The organism is Bradyrhizobium sp. Unk1 (assembly GCF_059512345.1).
Map to the genome: position 1 here is coordinate 15,399 of NZ_JCAMOP010000064.1, position 17,264 is coordinate 32,662.

Genomic DNA, 17,264 nt, shown 5'->3' on the forward strand with positions numbered 1-17,264 from the left:
ATCGAGGACGTGAAGCGGCCGCGTAAGCGCGGCTCGAGCGTCGCGGTCATCGATATCGGTTCCAACTCGGTCCGTCTGGTCGTCTACGAGGGACTGACGCGGAGCCTCATTCCGATCTTCAACGAGAAGACGCTGTGCGGCCTCGGGCGCGAGGTGCAGAGCACGGGCCTGCTTGCGCCCGATGCCGTCGACAAGGCGCTGACCTCGCTGAAGCGGTTCCGGGCCCTGTGCCGCGTCATGCAGGTCGGTCGCGTGTTTGCGATTGCGACCGCAGCCTGCCGCGACGCCTCCAACGGCCCCGACTTCATCGCGAAAGCCGAGCGCATCTGCGCCGTGAAGATCGAGATCCTGTCGGGCCCGCGCGAGGCGCGGCTGTCGGCGCTCGGCGTGATCTCCGGCATCCATCATCCCGACGGCATCGTCGGCGATCTCGGCGGCGGCTCGCTCGAGCTGATCGACGTGCGCAAGAACAGCGTGCGGAGCGGCGTGACACTGCCGCTCGGCGGCCTCGCGCTGCAGGACCTCGCGCACAAATCGCTCAAGCGCGCCGACCGTATCGTGCGCGAGGAGCTCGACGAGGTGCCGCAGCTCACCGCCGGCCGCGGCCGCACCTTCTACGCCGTCGGCGGCACCTGGCGCGCGCTCGCACGCATCCACATCATCCAGAGCGGCCATCCGCTCCAGGTGATGCACGGCTACTCCATTTCCGCAGCTGAAGCGCTCGACTTTTCGCGACGTCTCCGCCGGCTTGCGGCCGCCGACATGCTGGCCGACATCGAGATCGTCGCCGATGCCAGGCGCCCGCTCCTCACCTATGCGGCGCTGGTGCTCGAGCACATCATCCGCGTGGCGAAACCCAAGTCCATCGTGTTCTCGACCTTCGGCGTGCGCGAGGGCCTCTTGCACGAGAAGCTGTCGGAATCCGAGCGCAACAAGGACGGGCTGATCTGCGCCGCGGAAGAGCTCAATCAGCTGCTGTCGCGTTCGGCAAAGCACGCCCGCGAGCTGATCGCCTGGACCGACCGCCTCGCGCGCGTGGTGAAGCTGCGCGAGACCGAGGAGGACCGCCGCTTGCGCCACACCGCGTGCCTGCTCTCCGACATCGGCTGGCGCGTGCATCCCGACCATCGCGGCGAGCAGACGCTGAGCCTGGTCGTCAACGGCAATTTCGGCGCAATCACCCACACCGAGCGCGCCTTCGTCGGCCTGTCCGTGTTCTACCGCTATGCAGGCCTGAGCGAGGAGAACCAGCCGCCGGTGACCATGCAGGAGCTGCTGACACCGGCCCAGCTCGAACGCGCCCGTCTGCTGGGCGCGGCGTTCCGCGTCGCCCATCTGATCTCGGCGGCACGCCCGGGCGTGCTGCCGGCCACGCATTTCCGCAGCCATGGCCGCAATCTGATGCTGGTGTTCGAGCACCGGCTCGTCGACCTCGTCGCCGACCGCGTCGGCAGTCGCTTCCGCGCCCTCGCCCGCCTGATCGGCCGCTCCGGCTCGATCGTGCGGCGCTAGAGCATGATCCGGAAAAGTGCGCAGCGGTTTTCCGAAAAGATCATGCTCAAACAACAACCTAAAGCGCGATAACGATTCATTCCAATCTCATCGCGCTTTAGACCAGCTAGCCGGTCCTGATCCTCCCCGGACGTTTCTTGAGCCACATGATCCCGCCGCTGATGAACAGGGCGAGAGGTGCGAAGCCGGCTGCGAACACCAACAGGCGTCCGATCAGTCCGAACGCCGCACCGTTATGGATCCAGAGCTGTTCGGCCATATAGCGATCCCCCATCGACATCGCGGATGAAGTGCGATCGTGCACCACCGCGCCACTCCATGGATCGAGCCAGATCGCCCCCCGGGCACGTACCGCGGGATCAGCACCCGCGGCCCGGAACTGCACCCGCCACGTGTTGCGCGTTTCGGTCGGCGGGCTCAGCATGGCAACCGCCAGGCCCGGCTTAACCGCTTGCGCGTTCCGCATGATCGCATCGGGTGATAGCGGCGGTGTCCCCGTGGGGGGCGGCGCTTCGATCCGCGGCGACGGATCGGCCGTCGGTTGCGACACAAGGCCAACGATGGGACGCACCACGTCGGGAAAAATGATCCCGACGCCGGTCATCGAGATCGCCGTGAGCGCGAGCAGCGCCCAAAAGCCGGCCGTGCCGTGGACGTCGAAAACAAATCGAAGTAGCGAAACATCCCGGCGGACCGACACCGATCGCCAGAATCGACCCGGCCTCGGCCACCACAGGATGAGGCCTGACATGGCCAAGCCGAGCAGCATGAACCCGGCAACGCCGACCAGCTCTCTGCCCCACCACTCATAGAGCAGCAGCGTGTAGTGCAGACGATAAACCTTGAGGGAGAACGCGTTGATGTAGTCACGCCGCCCGAGCACCTTCCCGTTCGAAGGATCGACCATGGTCGTCCAACGATTCGGGTAATGGCCTGCCGCAGTTTCGTGCGCATGTATCACGACCCAGACCGGCCAGGTCCGATCTGGCGCCAGGATCGTGGCAATCGGCGCGGGATCCGCTGTCGCGGCGGCGCGCATCACCTCGCTCAGCGTAATCTTTCGTTCGCGACCGGCGGGAGTGTAAAGCGCCGGGTTCAGGGCGGCATCGATTTCCCGATAGAAGACGATGAAGCTACCCGTGAGGCCGATCAGCACCACGACGATGCCGCCGAGCAATCCGAGCCATCGATGAGCCCACAGAAGCCCGCGCCGTGCGCGTCCGGTGAGATTCGGGGCCGGCAACATCGCCATTGCGCGCGTCAAAGCCGACCCGCCTCAGAAATCCGTCGACATCGACAACAGCAGGGTTCGCGATGCACCCTGCGACAATGCGGAGAAGCTCGCCACGCCAGCCCAGTAATTGGTATCAAACACGTTCTGAACCAGGGCTCGCAGCGTCACCGGCCGGTTGTTGATCCGCGTGTTGTAGCGGGCACCCAGGTCGAGCCTCGTCCAGGCCGGAACGACCTGCGTGTTCGCTGCATCCAGATATTGGTGTCCCGTATAGATGGTGTTTGCGACCAGCGTCAGTCCGGGTGCGAACGGGGTGTCCCATTCGGCGGACAGGTTTGCCTGCACCTGAGGCACACCGATCGGCGTCTTGCCGAGATTGGTTGGCGTGCTTGTCTTTGTCAGCTCCGCATCGATCAACGTCACGCCGCCAAGGACTCGTAGGCCGGGCTGCACCTCTCCGAACAGGGTGAACTCCAGGCCGCGATTGCGCTGTTCGGCGTCGGCGCGGAAGACCTTGTCGACACCCAACTGTCCCGACGGCTTGGTGATTTGGAACACGCTGATCGTGGTGGCCAGCATTCCGAAGTCGACCTTGACGCCTGCCTCGTGCTGCTTGCTGAAGTAAGGCGCAAGAACTTCCCCCTGATTGCTCGCGGTCGTCGGTGCGATATCGCCTTTGCTGAGCCCTTCGATGTAGTTGGTGTACAACGAAACGTTGCTCCAGGGCTTGACGACGAGGCCGACCATCGGCGTGAGCGCCGTCTGGTCATAGGAGGACGTGACCGCTCCCGTGGTGGTGTTGAAGTTGTTGGACTTGACGCCCTGCTGGCGCACGCCGACGGTCAGCTGAAGACGTTCCTGAAAAACCGACAAAGTGTCAGCCAGCGCCAGGCCGCTCAATTCGGTATCCGAAAGCTTCGGAACAGCCGCGGGCGCAGCAACGAACTGCTCAGGACGGGCGATCGGCGCATAGATGTTGGACAGAACCGGCATCCCGGACACGGAGCCCCGTGAGGTCTGATCCGTGTAGTAGCTGCCCTGGAAACTCACTGCGTGACTGATCGCGCCGGTTTCAAACCGGGCGCGCACACCGGCGTCGGCGACATTCCTGTCGATATCGAATTTGAAGCGTCCCGGTGTCGACGTGGTGTTGCCGGCCGCGTTCAGGATCGTCGGCGTGCCGAACAAGCGATCGACCTGGGTCCTGCCGCCACCGCCGTCGGCGAACACCGTCACGGACTCCGTCACATCGTATTCGGCGCGCGCCAGCAGCGAGTTGTCATGAACCTTGGCCCATTCCCAGGCCTGCGTGACATTGCGCCTCCCGACCGGCGCGGTCGGGACAGCTACGCCCGTTGCGACCAGAAACGGTCTCGTGGGCGCGTCGAACTTTTCTTCCTGATCGATGAAGTCGAGCGAAGCTCTGAATTTCTCACCGCGATAATCGAACGCCGCGGCGCCGACATGCGCCTCCCGGTTCTGGTTGTCCAGCGGCGTGTCGCCATTGTGATAGCTGCCATTGACGCGGATTCCGAATTCGCGGTTCTCGCCGAACCGTCGGCTGACGTCGAGATGCGTGCCGAGCTGGGTGTTCGTCGCATAGTCGGTCGTAACCCGTGTGAGATCGACATCAGAGGCACGCTTCGGGACGATATTGATGGTGCCTCCGACGCTGCTGTTCGGGGCCATCCCGTAAAGCAGCGCGGTCGGGCCCTTGATGATCTCGATCCGTTCGACGTAGTCGGTGAAGACACGGTAGTTCGGTGCAACGCCATAGACACCGTTGAAGGCAATTTCTCCGACATTCCCCTCGCCGATCGGAAAGCCGCGGATGAAGAAGGAGTCGAGAATGCCGCCGGTCTGACCGGTGAACCGGACCGAAGGGTCGTTGCTGACGACGTCGGCTATCGTGCTGGCCTGCTGATCTTCGATCTTCTTCGCCGTGTAACTGGTGATATTGAACGGCGTGTCCATGAAATCCTTGTTGCCCAGCAAGCCGATCTGGCCGCCGCGGGCGACCTGCCCACCTGAGTAGGAGGGCGGGAGTGCGCCCGGCCTCGCGGCAGCGGGGTTCGCTTCCGCCTGCATCCTGGCCCGCTCATTCGCGGGCGCGCTTTGACGGCCCGCCCTTCGACTTGGATTCAAACGCGGGCGTGCACGCTGCTTCGGCACGTCGGCAGTGACGGTCACCGCCGGCAGGGCTGTCGCCGTCTCCGGTGCTGCACTTTGCGCGCTGGTGCGGTGAAGGAAGCCGTCGCCGAACAAGGCGATGGAGACCAGAGAGGCCGCGAAAGCCGTCGGTCTGGAGAACTTCGGATGTGATTTGACGGTAGCGGCAAGAATAGCAACAGGACGGCAGGTGGCTCTCGAAGACATCTCTCAACAGCTTCCGGTTTGACAGGAATAAATACCGGAGCGACCTGCCGCGGCAGAAGCCGCCGAGTCAATAAAAACGCCTTTATTTTCAGTAGTTTATAATAAGTCAAAGTCTAAATCGCGCTGAGGTTGAGAGCGCTGTGGGTCACTCCACGAAGTGCCGGACCGCACCGTGCGTGACCACCTGACGCGCCCGCCCGCCATGGGGCGGCAGTGCTCGCCGACGTGCGGAGCTATGATGACCGGTTCAGTGGGGACGGCGGGCGTCGCAACCTGTCGAAATGATCACGCGCAAAACCTCTCCCCGCCGGGAAGAGGCAAGCAAAACCAGATCATGCCGTAGAGATTACTCCGCCGAGGCCTTGGCGTGGCGCTCGGAGGATTCCAGCGCGGCCGCGCTCAGGCTGCGCCGGCGCCAGATGGAGCCGACGACCAGCACGACGACGACGCCGAGAGCTGCGCAGAGATATTCGCCGCCTCCGCCGCCATGGGTGAATTGCGGCGGAATGCGAAGTGCGCCGAGCATGCTGTCCAGCGAGGCACCGAGCGGGCCGTCGAACAGCGTGTGCAGCTTCGGTGCGATGCCGGGATCGGTCGCGATCACCTCGCCCGAGATCCAGCCGAGCAGCGCAGCACCCGCCCAGACCAGGACCGGCAGCTTTGCCAGCAGCGCCATGATCAGGGCCGCACCGGCAACGATCAGCGGCACGCTGATGGCGAGACCGAGGATCAGCAGCGGCACGCTGCCATTGGCGGCGGCGGCTACCGCAATGACGTTGTCGAGGCTCATGACGATGTCGGCGACGACGACGATCTGCACCGCCTGCCACAGATGCGAGGCGGACTCGACGCCCTCCTCGTCCTCGTTCTCCGGCACCAGGAGCTTCGCCGCGATCACGATCAGCGCGAGACCGCCGACGAGCTTAAGGTAAGGCAGCTCCATCAGGCTCGCAACGATGCCGGTGAAGATGATCCGCAGCAGCACGGCTGCGCCGGCGCCGAAGATCATGCCCCACAGCCGGTGCCGCGGCTTGAGGCCGCGGCAGGCGAGCGCAATCACCAGCGCGTTGTCGCCGGAGAGCAGGATGTTGATCCAGATGATCTTGCCGACCGCAATCCAGAAGGTCGGTTCGGCCATCTCGTTGCGAAACTGGGTGAAGAATGCCCCGATCGTAGCGGGATCGAAGATCTGCCAGAGCCAGTTCACAATACGTCCTTTCGCCCCGTCGACATTAACCTATCGGCTGATCAGCCGACGATCTCGTTGCCCGAGAAGAACTGCGCGATTTCGATCGCAGCGGTCTCCGGCGCATCCGAGCCGTGAGCGGAATTCTCGCCGATCGACTTTGCGTAGAGCTTGCGGATGGTGCCATCGGCGGCCTTGGACGGATCGGTCGCACCCATCGCGTCGCGGTACTTGGCAATGGCGCCCTCGGCTTCCAGCACCTGGACCACCACGGGGCCCGAGGTCATGAACTCGACGAGTTCGCCGAAGAAGGGGCGCGCCTTGTGGACGGCATAGAAGGTCTCGGCCTGTTCCTTGGTCATGCGGATGCGCTTCTGCGCGACGATGCGCAGGCCCGCCTTCTCGATCACGGCGTTGACCGCACCGGTCAGGTTACGCGCGGTCGCATCGGGCTTGATGATCGAGAAAGTGCGTTCGATGGCCATAATCTTGTCCTTGAGAAGAAAGCGGTGGTTTCCGAGTTGCCGGGCTTATATCGGCGCCATCGCCGGACGGCAAGCGACCGCAAGAACGGCCTCACAGGCGCTTCGCCGCAGGGCCCGCCCCGGGATTCCAGCATGGATTACAACAATTTCATGCAGATGAACCCAATCTGAAACCCCCGTCAGGGTTCGGTTCAGCTTCGCCGGCGTAAGGTCGGGCCTATCGAAACCGAAAGCCCGATCATGAGGCGGACCGTTTCGGCGGCCTTTCATCGACGCGATAGCCCCGCGCCGGCAGTCTTTAGGAGATCACCATGTTGAGGAAAATTTCGCTTGCCGCTGTCGCCGCGGTTGCGCTGGGTGCCGCGCTGGCGCCGACCTCCGCCTCCGCTCACTGGCACGGCGGCTGGGGCTGGCACGGCGGCGGCGGTGGCTGGCATCACGGCTGGGGTGGACCGCGCTTCTATGCCGGCGGCCCCGTCTCCTACGGTTATGGCGGCTGCTACGTGCGCCGGCTGGTCCCGACCCCCTGGGGACCCCGCTGGCGGCTGATCAACCGCTGCTACTGAGCCCGACAGCACCTTTCTGAGGTACCTAAGCCCCCCAGGTACCTTCCAAGCGAAGCCCCGGCGTTCCCCTGCGCTGGGGCTTTGTATTTGGGCGGATGTTGCCCGGCCTCATGCAATTTTTACCAGAGTGCCGGGCAATCTCCGCGCGTGGCGAAACCATTTGGGGGCCAAGGACTTGGTACCGTGTCATCAATTTGAGAACACGGAACTCCACAATGGCTGGCCTTCTTGCCAATGACAGCGAACAGATCGACCGGCGCACCAGCCGCTCGATTTGCGATGCCGTGGGCGAACGGCTCCAGCAGAGCCTGCGCCCCGACCCGCGGCTCCCGACGCATCTCGAACAGCTCCTCGACGAGTTGAAGCAGCGCGATCGCGATTCGCACTGACGTGAGGCTCACGCAAAAACGGGTTGCGTTCGACGCGCCTTGCGGTGACAAGGCCGCATGCTTGCTATCACCGACCTCTCCATCCGCCTTGCCGGACGCCTTCTGATTGACCAGAGTTCCGTGCAGATCACGCCCGGCGCGCGCGTCGGCATGGTCGGGCGCAACGGCACCGGCAAGTCGACCCTGTTCAAAGTGATCCGCGGCGAGCTTTCGGCCGAGCACGGCACGGTCACCCTGCCGCCACGCTGGCGCGTCGGCAGCCTCGCGCAGGAAGCCCCGAACGGCCCCGAAAGCCTGATCTCCGTCGTGCTCAAGGCCGACCTCGAACGCGACGCGCTGCTGCACGAAGCGGAGAGCGCGACCGACCCGCACCGGATCGCCGAGATCCAGACCCGGCTGGTCGACATCGACGCCCATTCGGCGCCGAGCCGTGCGGCTGCGATCCTCTCCGGCCTCGGCTTCTCCGCCACCGACCAGCTTCGCCCCTGCGCCGAATTCTCCGGCGGCTGGCGCATGCGCGTCGCACTCGCAGCCACGCTGTTCGCCGCCCCTGACCTCCTGCTGCTCGACGAGCCCACCAACTATCTCGACCTCGAAGGCACGCTGTGGCTCGAGGATCACCTTGCGCATTATCCGCGCACGGTGATCGTGATCAGCCATGACCGCGACCTTCTGGAAAGCTCGGTCGACCAGATCCTGCATCTGGAGCGCGGCAAGCTCACGCTCTACAAGGGCACCTATTCCTCCTTCGAGGAGCAGCGCGCCGCGCGCGAGCTGCTCGATGCCAAGGCGGTCAAGCGCCAGGAGGCCGAACGCGCGCGCCTGCAGGCCTTCGTCGACCGCTTCAAGGCCAAGGCCTCGAAAGCGCGCCAGGCGCAGTCCCGCGTGAAAATGCTGGAGCGGCTGAAGCCGATCACGGCGCTGGTCACCGCGGACGTGCGCGAGATCAGCTTTCCCGCCCCTGAAAAAATCCTGTCGCCGCCGATCATCGCCGTCGACAACGCCGCGGTCGGCTACGATCCGGCAGCCCCGGTGCTGGGCCGCGTTACGCTGCGCATCGACAATGACGACCGCATCGCGCTGTTGGGTGCCAACGGCAACGGCAAATCGACACTTGTAAAACTGCTCGCCGGACGGCTGGCGCCGTTCTCGGGCAGGGTGACGCGCGCGGACAAGCTGTCGATCGCCTATTTCGCGCAGCACCAGCTCGACGAGCTCAACGAGGACGGCTCTGCCTACGACCACGTCCGCAAGCTGATGGGTGATGCGCCCGAAGCCAAGGTACGCGCCCGCGCCGGCGCGATCGGCTTTTCCGGCAAGGCGGCCGACACCAAGGTCGCCAAACTGTCCGGTGGCGAGAAAGCGCGGCTGCTGCTGGGCCTTGCGACCTTCTTCGGCCCGAACATGATCATCCTGGACGAGCCGACCAACCATCTCGACATCGACAGCCGCGCAGCACTTGCGGAAGCGATCAACGAATTCCCCGGCGCGGTCATCATGGTCTCGCACGATCGCTATCTGATCGAGGCCTGCGCCGACCGGCTCTGGATCGTCGCCGACCGCACCGTCACCAATTACGACGGCGACCTCGACGAGTACCGCCGCCTGGTGCTGTCGGCGCGCAACGGCGAGCTCGCCCCGCGCGAGCGTAGCGCCGCGAGCGAGAAGCCGCAGCGCCCAAGATCGGACAATCGCGGCTCGCTGAAGAAGCGCATCGCGGAAGCCGAGAGCGAGATCGCCCGCGTCAGCGAGATCATCACCAAGATCGACACCGCGCTCGCCCTGCCCGACATTTTTACGCGCGATCCCAAGCAGGCCGCGCAACTGTCGAAGGCGCGCGCCAACGCCGCCGACGCGCTGGCGCGTGCGGAGGAACAGTGGCTGGAGGCGAGCACGCAGTTCGACGAGGCGGCGGGCTAGACTCAAAATCTGAAAAACAACCCCATGCACAGTAGCGGGGCGGTTGCGGCCGGAGCGTCGGCGAGACCACTCAAGCCGTTGAAACGCCTGGCTTAATCGGCAAACATCAGCGTTCCCGCATGATCTCGTGCCGGTAGCGCTGCAATGGCGATAACAGGTAGCTCAAAATGGTGCGCGAGCCGGTCCTGATCTCCACCGTCACGGCCATGCCCGGCGACAGGGTGACGAGGCGATCGTCCACCTGCATTTGCGTGCGATCGAGCGAGATGCGTGCGCTGTAGCTCAGCTCCTGCCCGTTGGGCTCGCTGCTGTCGCGCTGCGTCCCGAGCGCGCGGTCGTTTCCCGGCGAACGGTCGCGGATAATGGCGTCCTGCGAGACGCTCAGCACCCGTCCCTCCAGCAGGCCGTAGCGGGTGAAGTTGAAGGTGTCGATCTTGACGGCGGCGCCCTGCCCGGCCTCGACGAAACCGATGTCGCGGTTGGAGATCATCGCCTCGACCTCGAGCCGCGTATCTGACGGCACGATCACCAGCAGCGATTGCGCGGGCGTGACCACGCCACCGACGGTGTGGACCGCAAGCTGCTGCACGACGCCGTCGACTGGCGACGTCAACCGCTGCAGCCGGGTCCGCTGCTGCGCCTTGATCAGATCGCGCGCGACGCCGTTGGCTTTCTGCACGCTCTTGGCGAGTTCGTCGGACAGGCTCTTGCGATACTCCGCCACGGCCTGGGTGCGGGTCTCCCGGATCGCGGCGACGGCCGCCTCGGCCTCCTTCAGATGGCTGCTCTGGACACGAAGCTCCTCCTGCTGCTCGATCAGAAGCTGAAGTGTCTCGTAGTATGTCAGTTTCGAGCCGATTTCCTTCTCCATCAGAATCTTGCGGATCTCGACGCGCTGCTGGGTGACCGGGAGCAACGCATCCAGCTTGTGGATCGTCGCCGCGATGGTCTGGTGCTCGGCCTCCTTCTGCGCCTCCTGGCGCGACAGCGCAGCCAATTTGGCGCGATGCTCGCCGACCTGACTTACGAGAAGCTGCCGCTGCGTCGCGACCAGTGCGGGGTCGGCGTCTCCTGGCACGACGAGATCGGCGAAGGCGCCTTCGCCGCTTGCGAGCGCAGCGCGGAGGCGCGCAACATTCAACCGTTCGGCCATGAGATCGTCCTGCAGGCGATCGCGCTCTGCGGCGTTCACGGTCGGATCGAGTTCGATCAGTACGTCGCCCGATTTGACCGCCTGCCCGTCCTGCACGTGGATGGCGCGCACCACCCCGGTCTCGAACGGCTGGACCACCTTGCTTCGCCCGCTCGACACCACCTTCCCGGTTGCGGACGCCACGATGTCGATCGTGCCCCATGCCGACCACGCGAGTGCCGCACAGACAAGCAGCATCAGGGCCATCGCGATGGCCCGGCCGATCGGTGACGGCGGTGCCTCGGCAATCTCCAGCGCCGCGGGCAGGAAGGCGATCTCTTCCGTGCGCCGCCCCTTCGCGTTCCGGAAGGGAACGACGGTCTGCTCCGGCCGCGGGGCCGGCACCGCGCTAGCCGACCTCATAGATTCCTCCCTGGAGACGATGCAGGGCCGCGTATCGGCCGCCGGTCTTGATCAACGCGTCATGCGTGCCGTCCTCGACCAGACGGCCGCGCTCCAGCGTGAAGATGCGATCGGCACCGCGAACGGTGGACAGACGATGCGCGATGATCAGGACGGTGCGGCCCCTGGCGATCTCCTTCATGTTCTCATGGATGATCCGCTCGCTTTCATAATCGAGCGCGCTGGTCGCTTCATCGAAGATCAGGATGCGGGGATTGGTCACCAATGCGCGGGCGATCGCGATGCGCTGGCGCTGCCCGCCCGAGAGCGTCGAGCCGCGCTCGCCGACGACAGTGTCGTAGCCTTCGGGAAGCTCCAGAATGAAATCATGCGCGCCCGCGAGTTTTGCCGCGTCCATGATGCGATCCATCGGCAGGGTCGGATCGGCCAGCGCGATGTTGTCGCGCACCGAGCGGTTGAACAGCATGTTGTCCTGGAGCACCACGCCGATCTGGCGGCGGAGCCAGGCCGGATCGGTCATTACCAGATCCATTCCGTCGATCAGCACGCGGCCGCCTTGAGGAACGTAGAGCCGCTGCACCAGCTTGGCGAACGTGCTCTTGCCCGAGCCCGAGGAGCCGACGATGCCGACGGTTTGCCCGGCCGGAACATCGAACGAGACGTCGTGCAGGATTTCCGGCCCATCGAGCCGGTAGCGGAACGACACGTGCTCGAACCGAATATTGCCCCGGATCGGCGGCAGCCCGGCGCGTGCGGCCGAATAAGCCGGCTCTGCGGCGCTGTTGAGGATGTCGCCAAGCCGCGCGATCGAGAGCCGCGCCTGATGAAAATCCTGCCAGACCTGCGCCAGCCGCAGCACCGGGGCCGAAACGCGCCCCGCAAAAATGTTGAAGGCCACGAGCTCGCCGACGGTCAATGCGTCGCCGATCACGAGGCGCGCACCGACATAGAGAATGGCGGCGGTCACGACCTTGCTGACGAACTGCACGAGCTGGCTTGCGGTGTTGCCGAGGCTGGTGACGCCGAAACTCGCCGAGACATAGCCGGCGAGCTGCTCTTCCCAGCGGCGCTGCATCTGCGGCTCGACCGCCATCGCCTTCAGCGTCTCGATGCCGCTGACGCTTTCGACCAGGAAGGCCTGGTTCTCGGCGCCGCGGCGGAATTTCTCGTCCAGCCTGCGGCGAAACAGCGGCGTCGCCACCGCCGAGATCGCGATGTAGAACGGGAACGATGCCAGCACGATGCAGCTCATCAGCGGCGAATAGGCGAACATCACCGCTAGGAATACTGACGTGAAGAACAGGTCGATGAGAAGCGTCAGCGACGATGAGGTGATGAAGTTGCGGATGTTCTCGAGCTCGCGAACCCGCGCCACGGAATCGCCGACGCGCCGCGCCTGAAACCAGGCCATCGGCAATGCCAGAAGGTGATGGAACAACCGCGCCCCAAGCTCGACGTCGATGCGGTTGGTGGTGTGCGCAAACAGATAATTGCGCAGGATACCCAGCACCGTGTCGAACAGGGAGACGACGACCAGGCCGATGACGAGCACGTCGAGCGTGGACAGCGAACGGTGCACCAGCACCTTGTCGATGACGACCTGGAAGAACAGCGGCGAGACCAGCGCGAAGAGCTGGAGGAAGAACGAGGCGGCGAGCACCTCGCCGAACAGCCGCCGGTATTTGCCGATCGCAGCGATGAACCAGGTGATATCGAAGTGACGCCCGAGGTCTGATAGCCCGGCGCGCCGGGCCATCAGGATCAGTCCGCCGTCCCAGATCGCGCACAGCTCGTCGCGCTCCATCAGCACCGGGCGCTGAGCCTGCGGCGATTGCACCAGCACCCTGTCGGCGGAGGCTTTTGCGATGACCATGAAGCTGCCGTCGCGCAGCATCGCGATCGCGGGCAGCGGGCTGCCCGACAGACGACTCCACTGCGTTCGATAGGTTCGTGCCTTGAGGCCGAGAGATTTGGCGCAGCGGATGATGTCCGCTGCGCCAAAGACAGCCGTTCCGGTCCGGTGCCTGAGCTGGTCGCGGTCGGCCGCAACACCCTGCAAATGCAGCAGGGTGAGCAGCGCGTCCAACCCCGTATCGGTCGAGACCGCGTTCATGATCATGGGCGTTCTCCGGGCCGGAGCCTCGCGTCAGGCGTGTTGCGGCGGTGCGAGGGTCTGGCTCTGCGCCGCGTGCGGGTCGGGCAACGGCATCTCGCCGTGACCGTCACCTGCCGGGATAAGGTTCGCCGCCATGGCCTGGTTGAGCAGCATCGCGGCCGCCATCGCCCCGCCCCCGTTGATGACGACGTTGTTGCCGGGGCCACCGTCGAGGACGTCCTGTCCGCCGCCGCCGATCAGCACGTCATCACCCGCGCCGCCCGCGAGCGTGTCGTTGCCTGGGCTGCCGATGAGGACGTCATCGCCATTGCCGCCATTGGCGACGAGCTGGATGCCGCCGTGCAGACCGGAGGCCGTGATGACGTCGTCGCCATCGAGCCCGTTGATCACGATCCTGTCGCCCGCGCCGGCATCGGTGATGTTGATGTCCTGGCCAAGCCCCGACACCGTGATGATGCCGTCGTGCTCGGTCACCGTGATGACGTCGCTGCCGCTGGTTCCGTTGACCGTCACCGTATCCGCGGCGCCGTCATTGGCGCCGAGGTCGAGGTTGACCTGATTCACGCCGGTCCCGGAGAGGTCGCCGATCGTGATGTTGTCGGCACCACCGAGGGCGTTGAAGTTGATATGCTCGACGCCGTTCAGGTCCATCGCGATGGCAGCAACATCGCGGGTGAACAGCACCCGGCCGCCATTGGCCGAGATGTTGATGTTCTCGTTGATGTTGGCGCCATTGAACAGCAGCGTATCGGTGCCCTTGCCGCCTTCGACAATGTCGCTGCCGTCGCCGGGATTCCAGACGAAGGTATCGTCGCCGGCGCCGAGATTGGCAACGTCGTTGCCACGGCCGCCGTTCACAATGTCATTGCCGGCACTGCCGGTGATGGTGTCGTTGCCGTCGCCGCCGTTGATGTTGAGGCTGAACGGCTGCCCCGCCTTGATGGACGAGGCATTGATGACGTCGTTACCGCCTCCGCCGTTGACGGTCAGGACATCACCGGCATCGGCGTGAGCGATGGTCACCTGCGCCGCAAGGCCGTTGACGACGATCGATCCGCCAGAGGTCGTGACCGAGATGTTGTCATCGCCTGCGGTGCCGTTCACGGTCACACGATCTGCCGCACCGTCACCACTCTGGCTGCCGGGGCCGGCACTGAGGTCGATCGCCACCTGCGTGACGCCGGTGCCGGAGAGATCGTTGACGGTGATGTTGTCGGCGCCGCCGGCGGCAGCGATCTGCACATGCTCGACGCCGTTGAGATCCATCGTGATGGCGCCGACGTCGCGGGTGAGAAGCGCGCGACCGCCATTCGCCGAGATCGACATGTTCTCGGCGACGTTGGAGCCGTTGAACACCAGCGTATCCGTTCCCGCGCCACCTTCGACGGTGTCGCTACCATCGCCGGGATTCCACGTGAAGATGTCGTCGCCTGCGCCGAGGAGAGCGACGTCGTTGCCGCGGCCACCGATGACCTTGTCGTTTCCGTCACCGCCGATCAGGGTGTCGGCGCCCTGACTGCCGGTGATGGTATCGTTGCCTGCGCCGCCATCGATGGTCAGCCCAATCGCCGCAGCAAGTAGCGATGCATCGATCACGTCGTTGCCGCCGAGCGCCTGGATCACCAGCCGGTCGTTGGCAGCCTCTGCATTCGCGATCGTCACGACTTCAGGCAGGCCCGTCACCGTCACGGTCGTCCCGTCGGACGTGACCTCGATGTGCTGGCCAGCGTTGGTACCGTTGACGGTCACCGTGTCTGCCGCACCGTCGCCTTGCGTGCCGCCGGGAACGGCTCCGAGATCGACCAGCACCTGCTTGACGCCGGTGCCGGTGAGATCGCCGACGGTGATGTTGTCGGCGCCGCCGCGTGCATCGAATTCGATCTGCTCGATGCTGTTGAGGTCCATCGTGATGTTGGCGACGTCGCGGGTGAAGCGCACCCGGCCGCCATTGGCCGAGATGTCGATGGTCTCGTTGATGTTGGCGCCGTTGAACAGCAGCTTGTCGTTGCCCGATCCGCCTTCGACCGTGTCGCTGCCGTCGCCGGGATTCCAGATGAAGGTGTCGTCGCCCGTTCCTAGTTGCGCGACGTCGTTGCCGCGTCCGCCATTGACGATGTCGTCGCCGCTGCCGCCGATCAGGAGATCGTTGCCGTCGCCGCCGGTGATCCTGTCGTTGCCGGCGCCGCCGTCGAGCGTCAGCGAGATCAGGCTGGCGAGTCCATTGCTTGCGGTGATGACGTCGTCGCCGCCGCCGGCGTGCAGCACCAGATTCTCCGTCGTGCCGATGTCGAGCGAAAATGGCGCGGCGCCCGTCCCGTCGAATCGCACGCGCGTGCCGTTCGCCGTGATCGTGAACGTCTCCGGGTCATTGCTTCCGTTCACCTGCGCAGTGTCGTTGCCGTCACCGCCCTCGAACAGGTTGGTGCCGCCCCCCGGATTCCAGATCATGAGGTCGTTGCCGGCTTCGCCGAACAACTGGTTGTCGCCGCTGCCGCCGTCCAGCGTGTCGTTCCCCGCGCCGCCGAACAGCAGATCGTTGCCGCCGCCACCCTTGATCGTATCGTCGCCGGCCTGCCCAAACAGCAAATCGGCACCTGATCCGCCCGTGATCCTGTCATTGCCGTCGCCGCCGAAAATGTGCACCGCGGGCATCGGGCCGTTGGATTCGTTGACGGTGATCGTGTCGTCGCCGCCCAGACCGAAGACGTCGATCTCGTTGGTGTTGGCCACAGTGGGATCGCCACCGATCGTCTTCACCTGCCCGTTATTGATGAGTATGCGGCCCGACTTGTCGCGTGTGATCACGACGCCGTTATTGGCGCTGTCGCCGAAAATGGTGAGCTGGCCCGTAACCGGGGAGAAAACAGAGGTAGTAGACATCCAAATATTCCTTCGATCGATCCAGTCCCTCCCCTCGATGCGTAGCAGTGGTGCGGATGTCTTTCTTGAAGCGCTGCTTTAGACGCGCGTGATTATTCTGGAGATTTCCTCCAGTTTTCCTCCGGGCTGGTTTCGACAGCGGATGCAAATGCTCTCACATCACGAATTGCCGATCACGTATAACGGCAGCGTGACTTTCGAAGGCGCGCGCGAATGCCGCCAACACATTGATGCGCGCGGAGAAGCTATAGCTCGAAGTGAGGACGCGTTAGTTTGATGAGATGGCGAATTGAGATCGTTGCTCTCATGCCCGAACGCGGCGCAGCACGATCCTGATGCGCTGCTGGCAGCGACTTGCCAATTGCTAAACGGCCGCAATCCATCTATTTTAAGTTGCTATTTATACAGCGCCCACTGATCGTAGGGGCTGCCAGTGGCCATCACCGTTCGACCGATGACTCTGCAGGAAACTGCACTGATCATCGAGTATTTCCACGCAGCGACGCCAGAGCACTTGGAAATGCTCGGGGTCGACCCAACACGACTACCACCGGCAATACAATGGCAGCGACTTTATGAGCAAATGTTCGACCGGCCTGTCGAGCAAAGAAACAGCTTTTTAGTAAGCTGGCTCTCCGACGATAGGTTCTTGGGGTTCTCGACCGCTGACAAGATCCGGATTGGCCAGCACGCAAGTATGCATTTGCACATCACGGATCCCTCGCTGCGTAAGCAGGGGATTGGCGTAGAGTGTGTCCGAAAGACCGTCGAACTCTACTTCCAGGTTCTCGAGTTGAAGCAACTCTTCTGTGAACCCAATGCGTTCAATGTGGCTCCGAACCGCACGCTCCAAAAGGCGGGTTTCACGTACGTTAAGACGCATATGACCGTTCCGGGCCCTCTTAACTTCCACCAAGCGGTAAACCGTTGGATGATCGATAGAGGTTGATGGATCGCCGTCGCGACGAATTTATGATGGGGTGGACGCCCCGCCCGACGGCATCGATGTGCCAAAGTGGAGTTGTTGAGCACCACTTAAGGGAGG

12 protein-coding genes are annotated in these 17,264 nt (G+C 64.2%); 5 read left to right on the forward strand and 7 right to left on the reverse strand.

Annotation, left to right across the window (positions count from 1 at the left end):
* Positions 1 to 9 precede the first annotated feature (9 nt).
* A complete protein-coding gene (gene ppx, locus AC5ZFO_RS43610; protein ID WP_496123788.1) occupies positions 10 to 1,512 on the forward strand; it encodes an exopolyphosphatase in 1,503 nt (500 codons plus the stop codon).
* 106 nt (positions 1,513 to 1,618) lie between these two features.
* On the opposite strand, the gene AC5ZFO_RS43615 is transcribed toward ppx, so the two are convergent.
* The 4 genes from AC5ZFO_RS43615 to ndk all read right to left on the reverse strand — a co-directional run bounded on the left by AC5ZFO_RS43615 (position 1,619) and on the right by ndk (position 6,793).
* Complete coding sequence (locus tag AC5ZFO_RS43615; RefSeq protein ID WP_282522350.1) at positions 1,619 to 2,764, reverse strand: PepSY-associated TM helix domain-containing protein; 1,146 nt, start codon at positions 2,762 to 2,764, stop codon at positions 1,619 to 1,621.
* A 24-nt stretch (positions 2,765 to 2,788) separates the two neighbouring features.
* A complete protein-coding gene (locus AC5ZFO_RS43620; RefSeq protein ID WP_282522349.1) occupies positions 2,789 to 4,834 on the reverse strand; it encodes a TonB-dependent receptor in 2,046 nt (681 codons plus the stop codon).
* Between the two features lie 634 nt (positions 4,835 to 5,468).
* On the reverse strand, positions 5,469 to 6,329 hold the full coding sequence (locus AC5ZFO_RS43625; protein ID WP_282522348.1) for a TerC family protein: 861 nt from the start codon (positions 6,327 to 6,329) through the stop codon (positions 5,469 to 5,471).
* A 41-nt stretch (positions 6,330 to 6,370) separates the two neighbouring features.
* Positions 6,371 to 6,793 carry a nucleoside-diphosphate kinase gene (gene ndk, locus AC5ZFO_RS43630; protein WP_027535388.1) on the reverse strand — a complete coding sequence of 141 codons (423 nt, stop codon included), beginning with the start codon at positions 6,791 to 6,793 and terminating at the stop codon, positions 6,371 to 6,373.
* Positions 6,794 to 7,104: 311 nt separating this feature from the next.
* Between ndk and AC5ZFO_RS43635 the strand changes: the two genes are divergently transcribed.
* From AC5ZFO_RS43635 to AC5ZFO_RS43645, 3 genes are all read left to right on the forward strand, one after another.
* Positions 7,105 to 7,359 carry a sulfur globule protein precursor gene (locus AC5ZFO_RS43635; protein ID WP_282522345.1) on the forward strand — a complete coding sequence of 85 codons (255 nt, stop codon included), beginning with the start codon at positions 7,105 to 7,107 and terminating at the stop codon, positions 7,357 to 7,359.
* Positions 7,360 to 7,574: 215 nt separating this feature from the next.
* Complete coding sequence (locus AC5ZFO_RS43640) at positions 7,575 to 7,748, forward strand: hypothetical protein (RefSeq protein ID WP_282522344.1); 174 nt, start codon at positions 7,575 to 7,577, stop codon at positions 7,746 to 7,748.
* 57 nt (positions 7,749 to 7,805) lie between these two features.
* Entirely contained in the window at positions 7,806 to 9,668 is a 1,863-nt protein-coding gene (locus tag AC5ZFO_RS43645) for an ABC-F family ATP-binding cassette domain-containing protein (protein WP_496123789.1), read from the forward strand.
* Between the two features lie 106 nt (positions 9,669 to 9,774).
* Here the strand turns inward: AC5ZFO_RS43645 and AC5ZFO_RS43650 are convergent, their stop codons facing one another.
* The 3 genes from AC5ZFO_RS43650 to AC5ZFO_RS43660 are packed head-to-tail and all read right to left on the reverse strand — an operon-like array spanning position 9,775 to position 16,219.
* A complete protein-coding gene (locus tag AC5ZFO_RS43650; protein WP_282522342.1) occupies positions 9,775 to 11,223 on the reverse strand; it encodes an HlyD family type I secretion periplasmic adaptor subunit in 1,449 nt (482 codons plus the stop codon).
* Positions 11,210 to 13,342, reverse strand: coding sequence for a type I secretion system permease/ATPase (locus tag AC5ZFO_RS43655; protein WP_282522341.1), 2,133 nt, complete (start codon positions 13,340 to 13,342; stop codon positions 11,210 to 11,212). The genes AC5ZFO_RS43650 and AC5ZFO_RS43655 overlap by 14 nt, the downstream gene beginning before the upstream one ends.
* Positions 13,343 to 13,369: 27 nt before the next feature.
* Positions 13,370 to 16,219, reverse strand: a complete 2,850-nt coding sequence (locus AC5ZFO_RS43660) for a beta strand repeat-containing protein (protein WP_496123790.1) — start codon at positions 16,217 to 16,219, stop codon at positions 13,370 to 13,372.
* A gap of 433 nt (positions 16,220 to 16,652) precedes the next feature.
* Between AC5ZFO_RS43660 and AC5ZFO_RS43665 the strand changes: the two genes are divergently transcribed.
* Positions 16,653 to 17,168 (forward strand): GNAT family N-acetyltransferase, encoded by a 516-nt coding sequence (locus AC5ZFO_RS43665; protein ID WP_282522339.1) that lies wholly within the window; start codon positions 16,653 to 16,655, stop codon positions 17,166 to 17,168.
* The last annotated feature ends 96 nt before the right edge of the window (positions 17,169 to 17,264 follow it).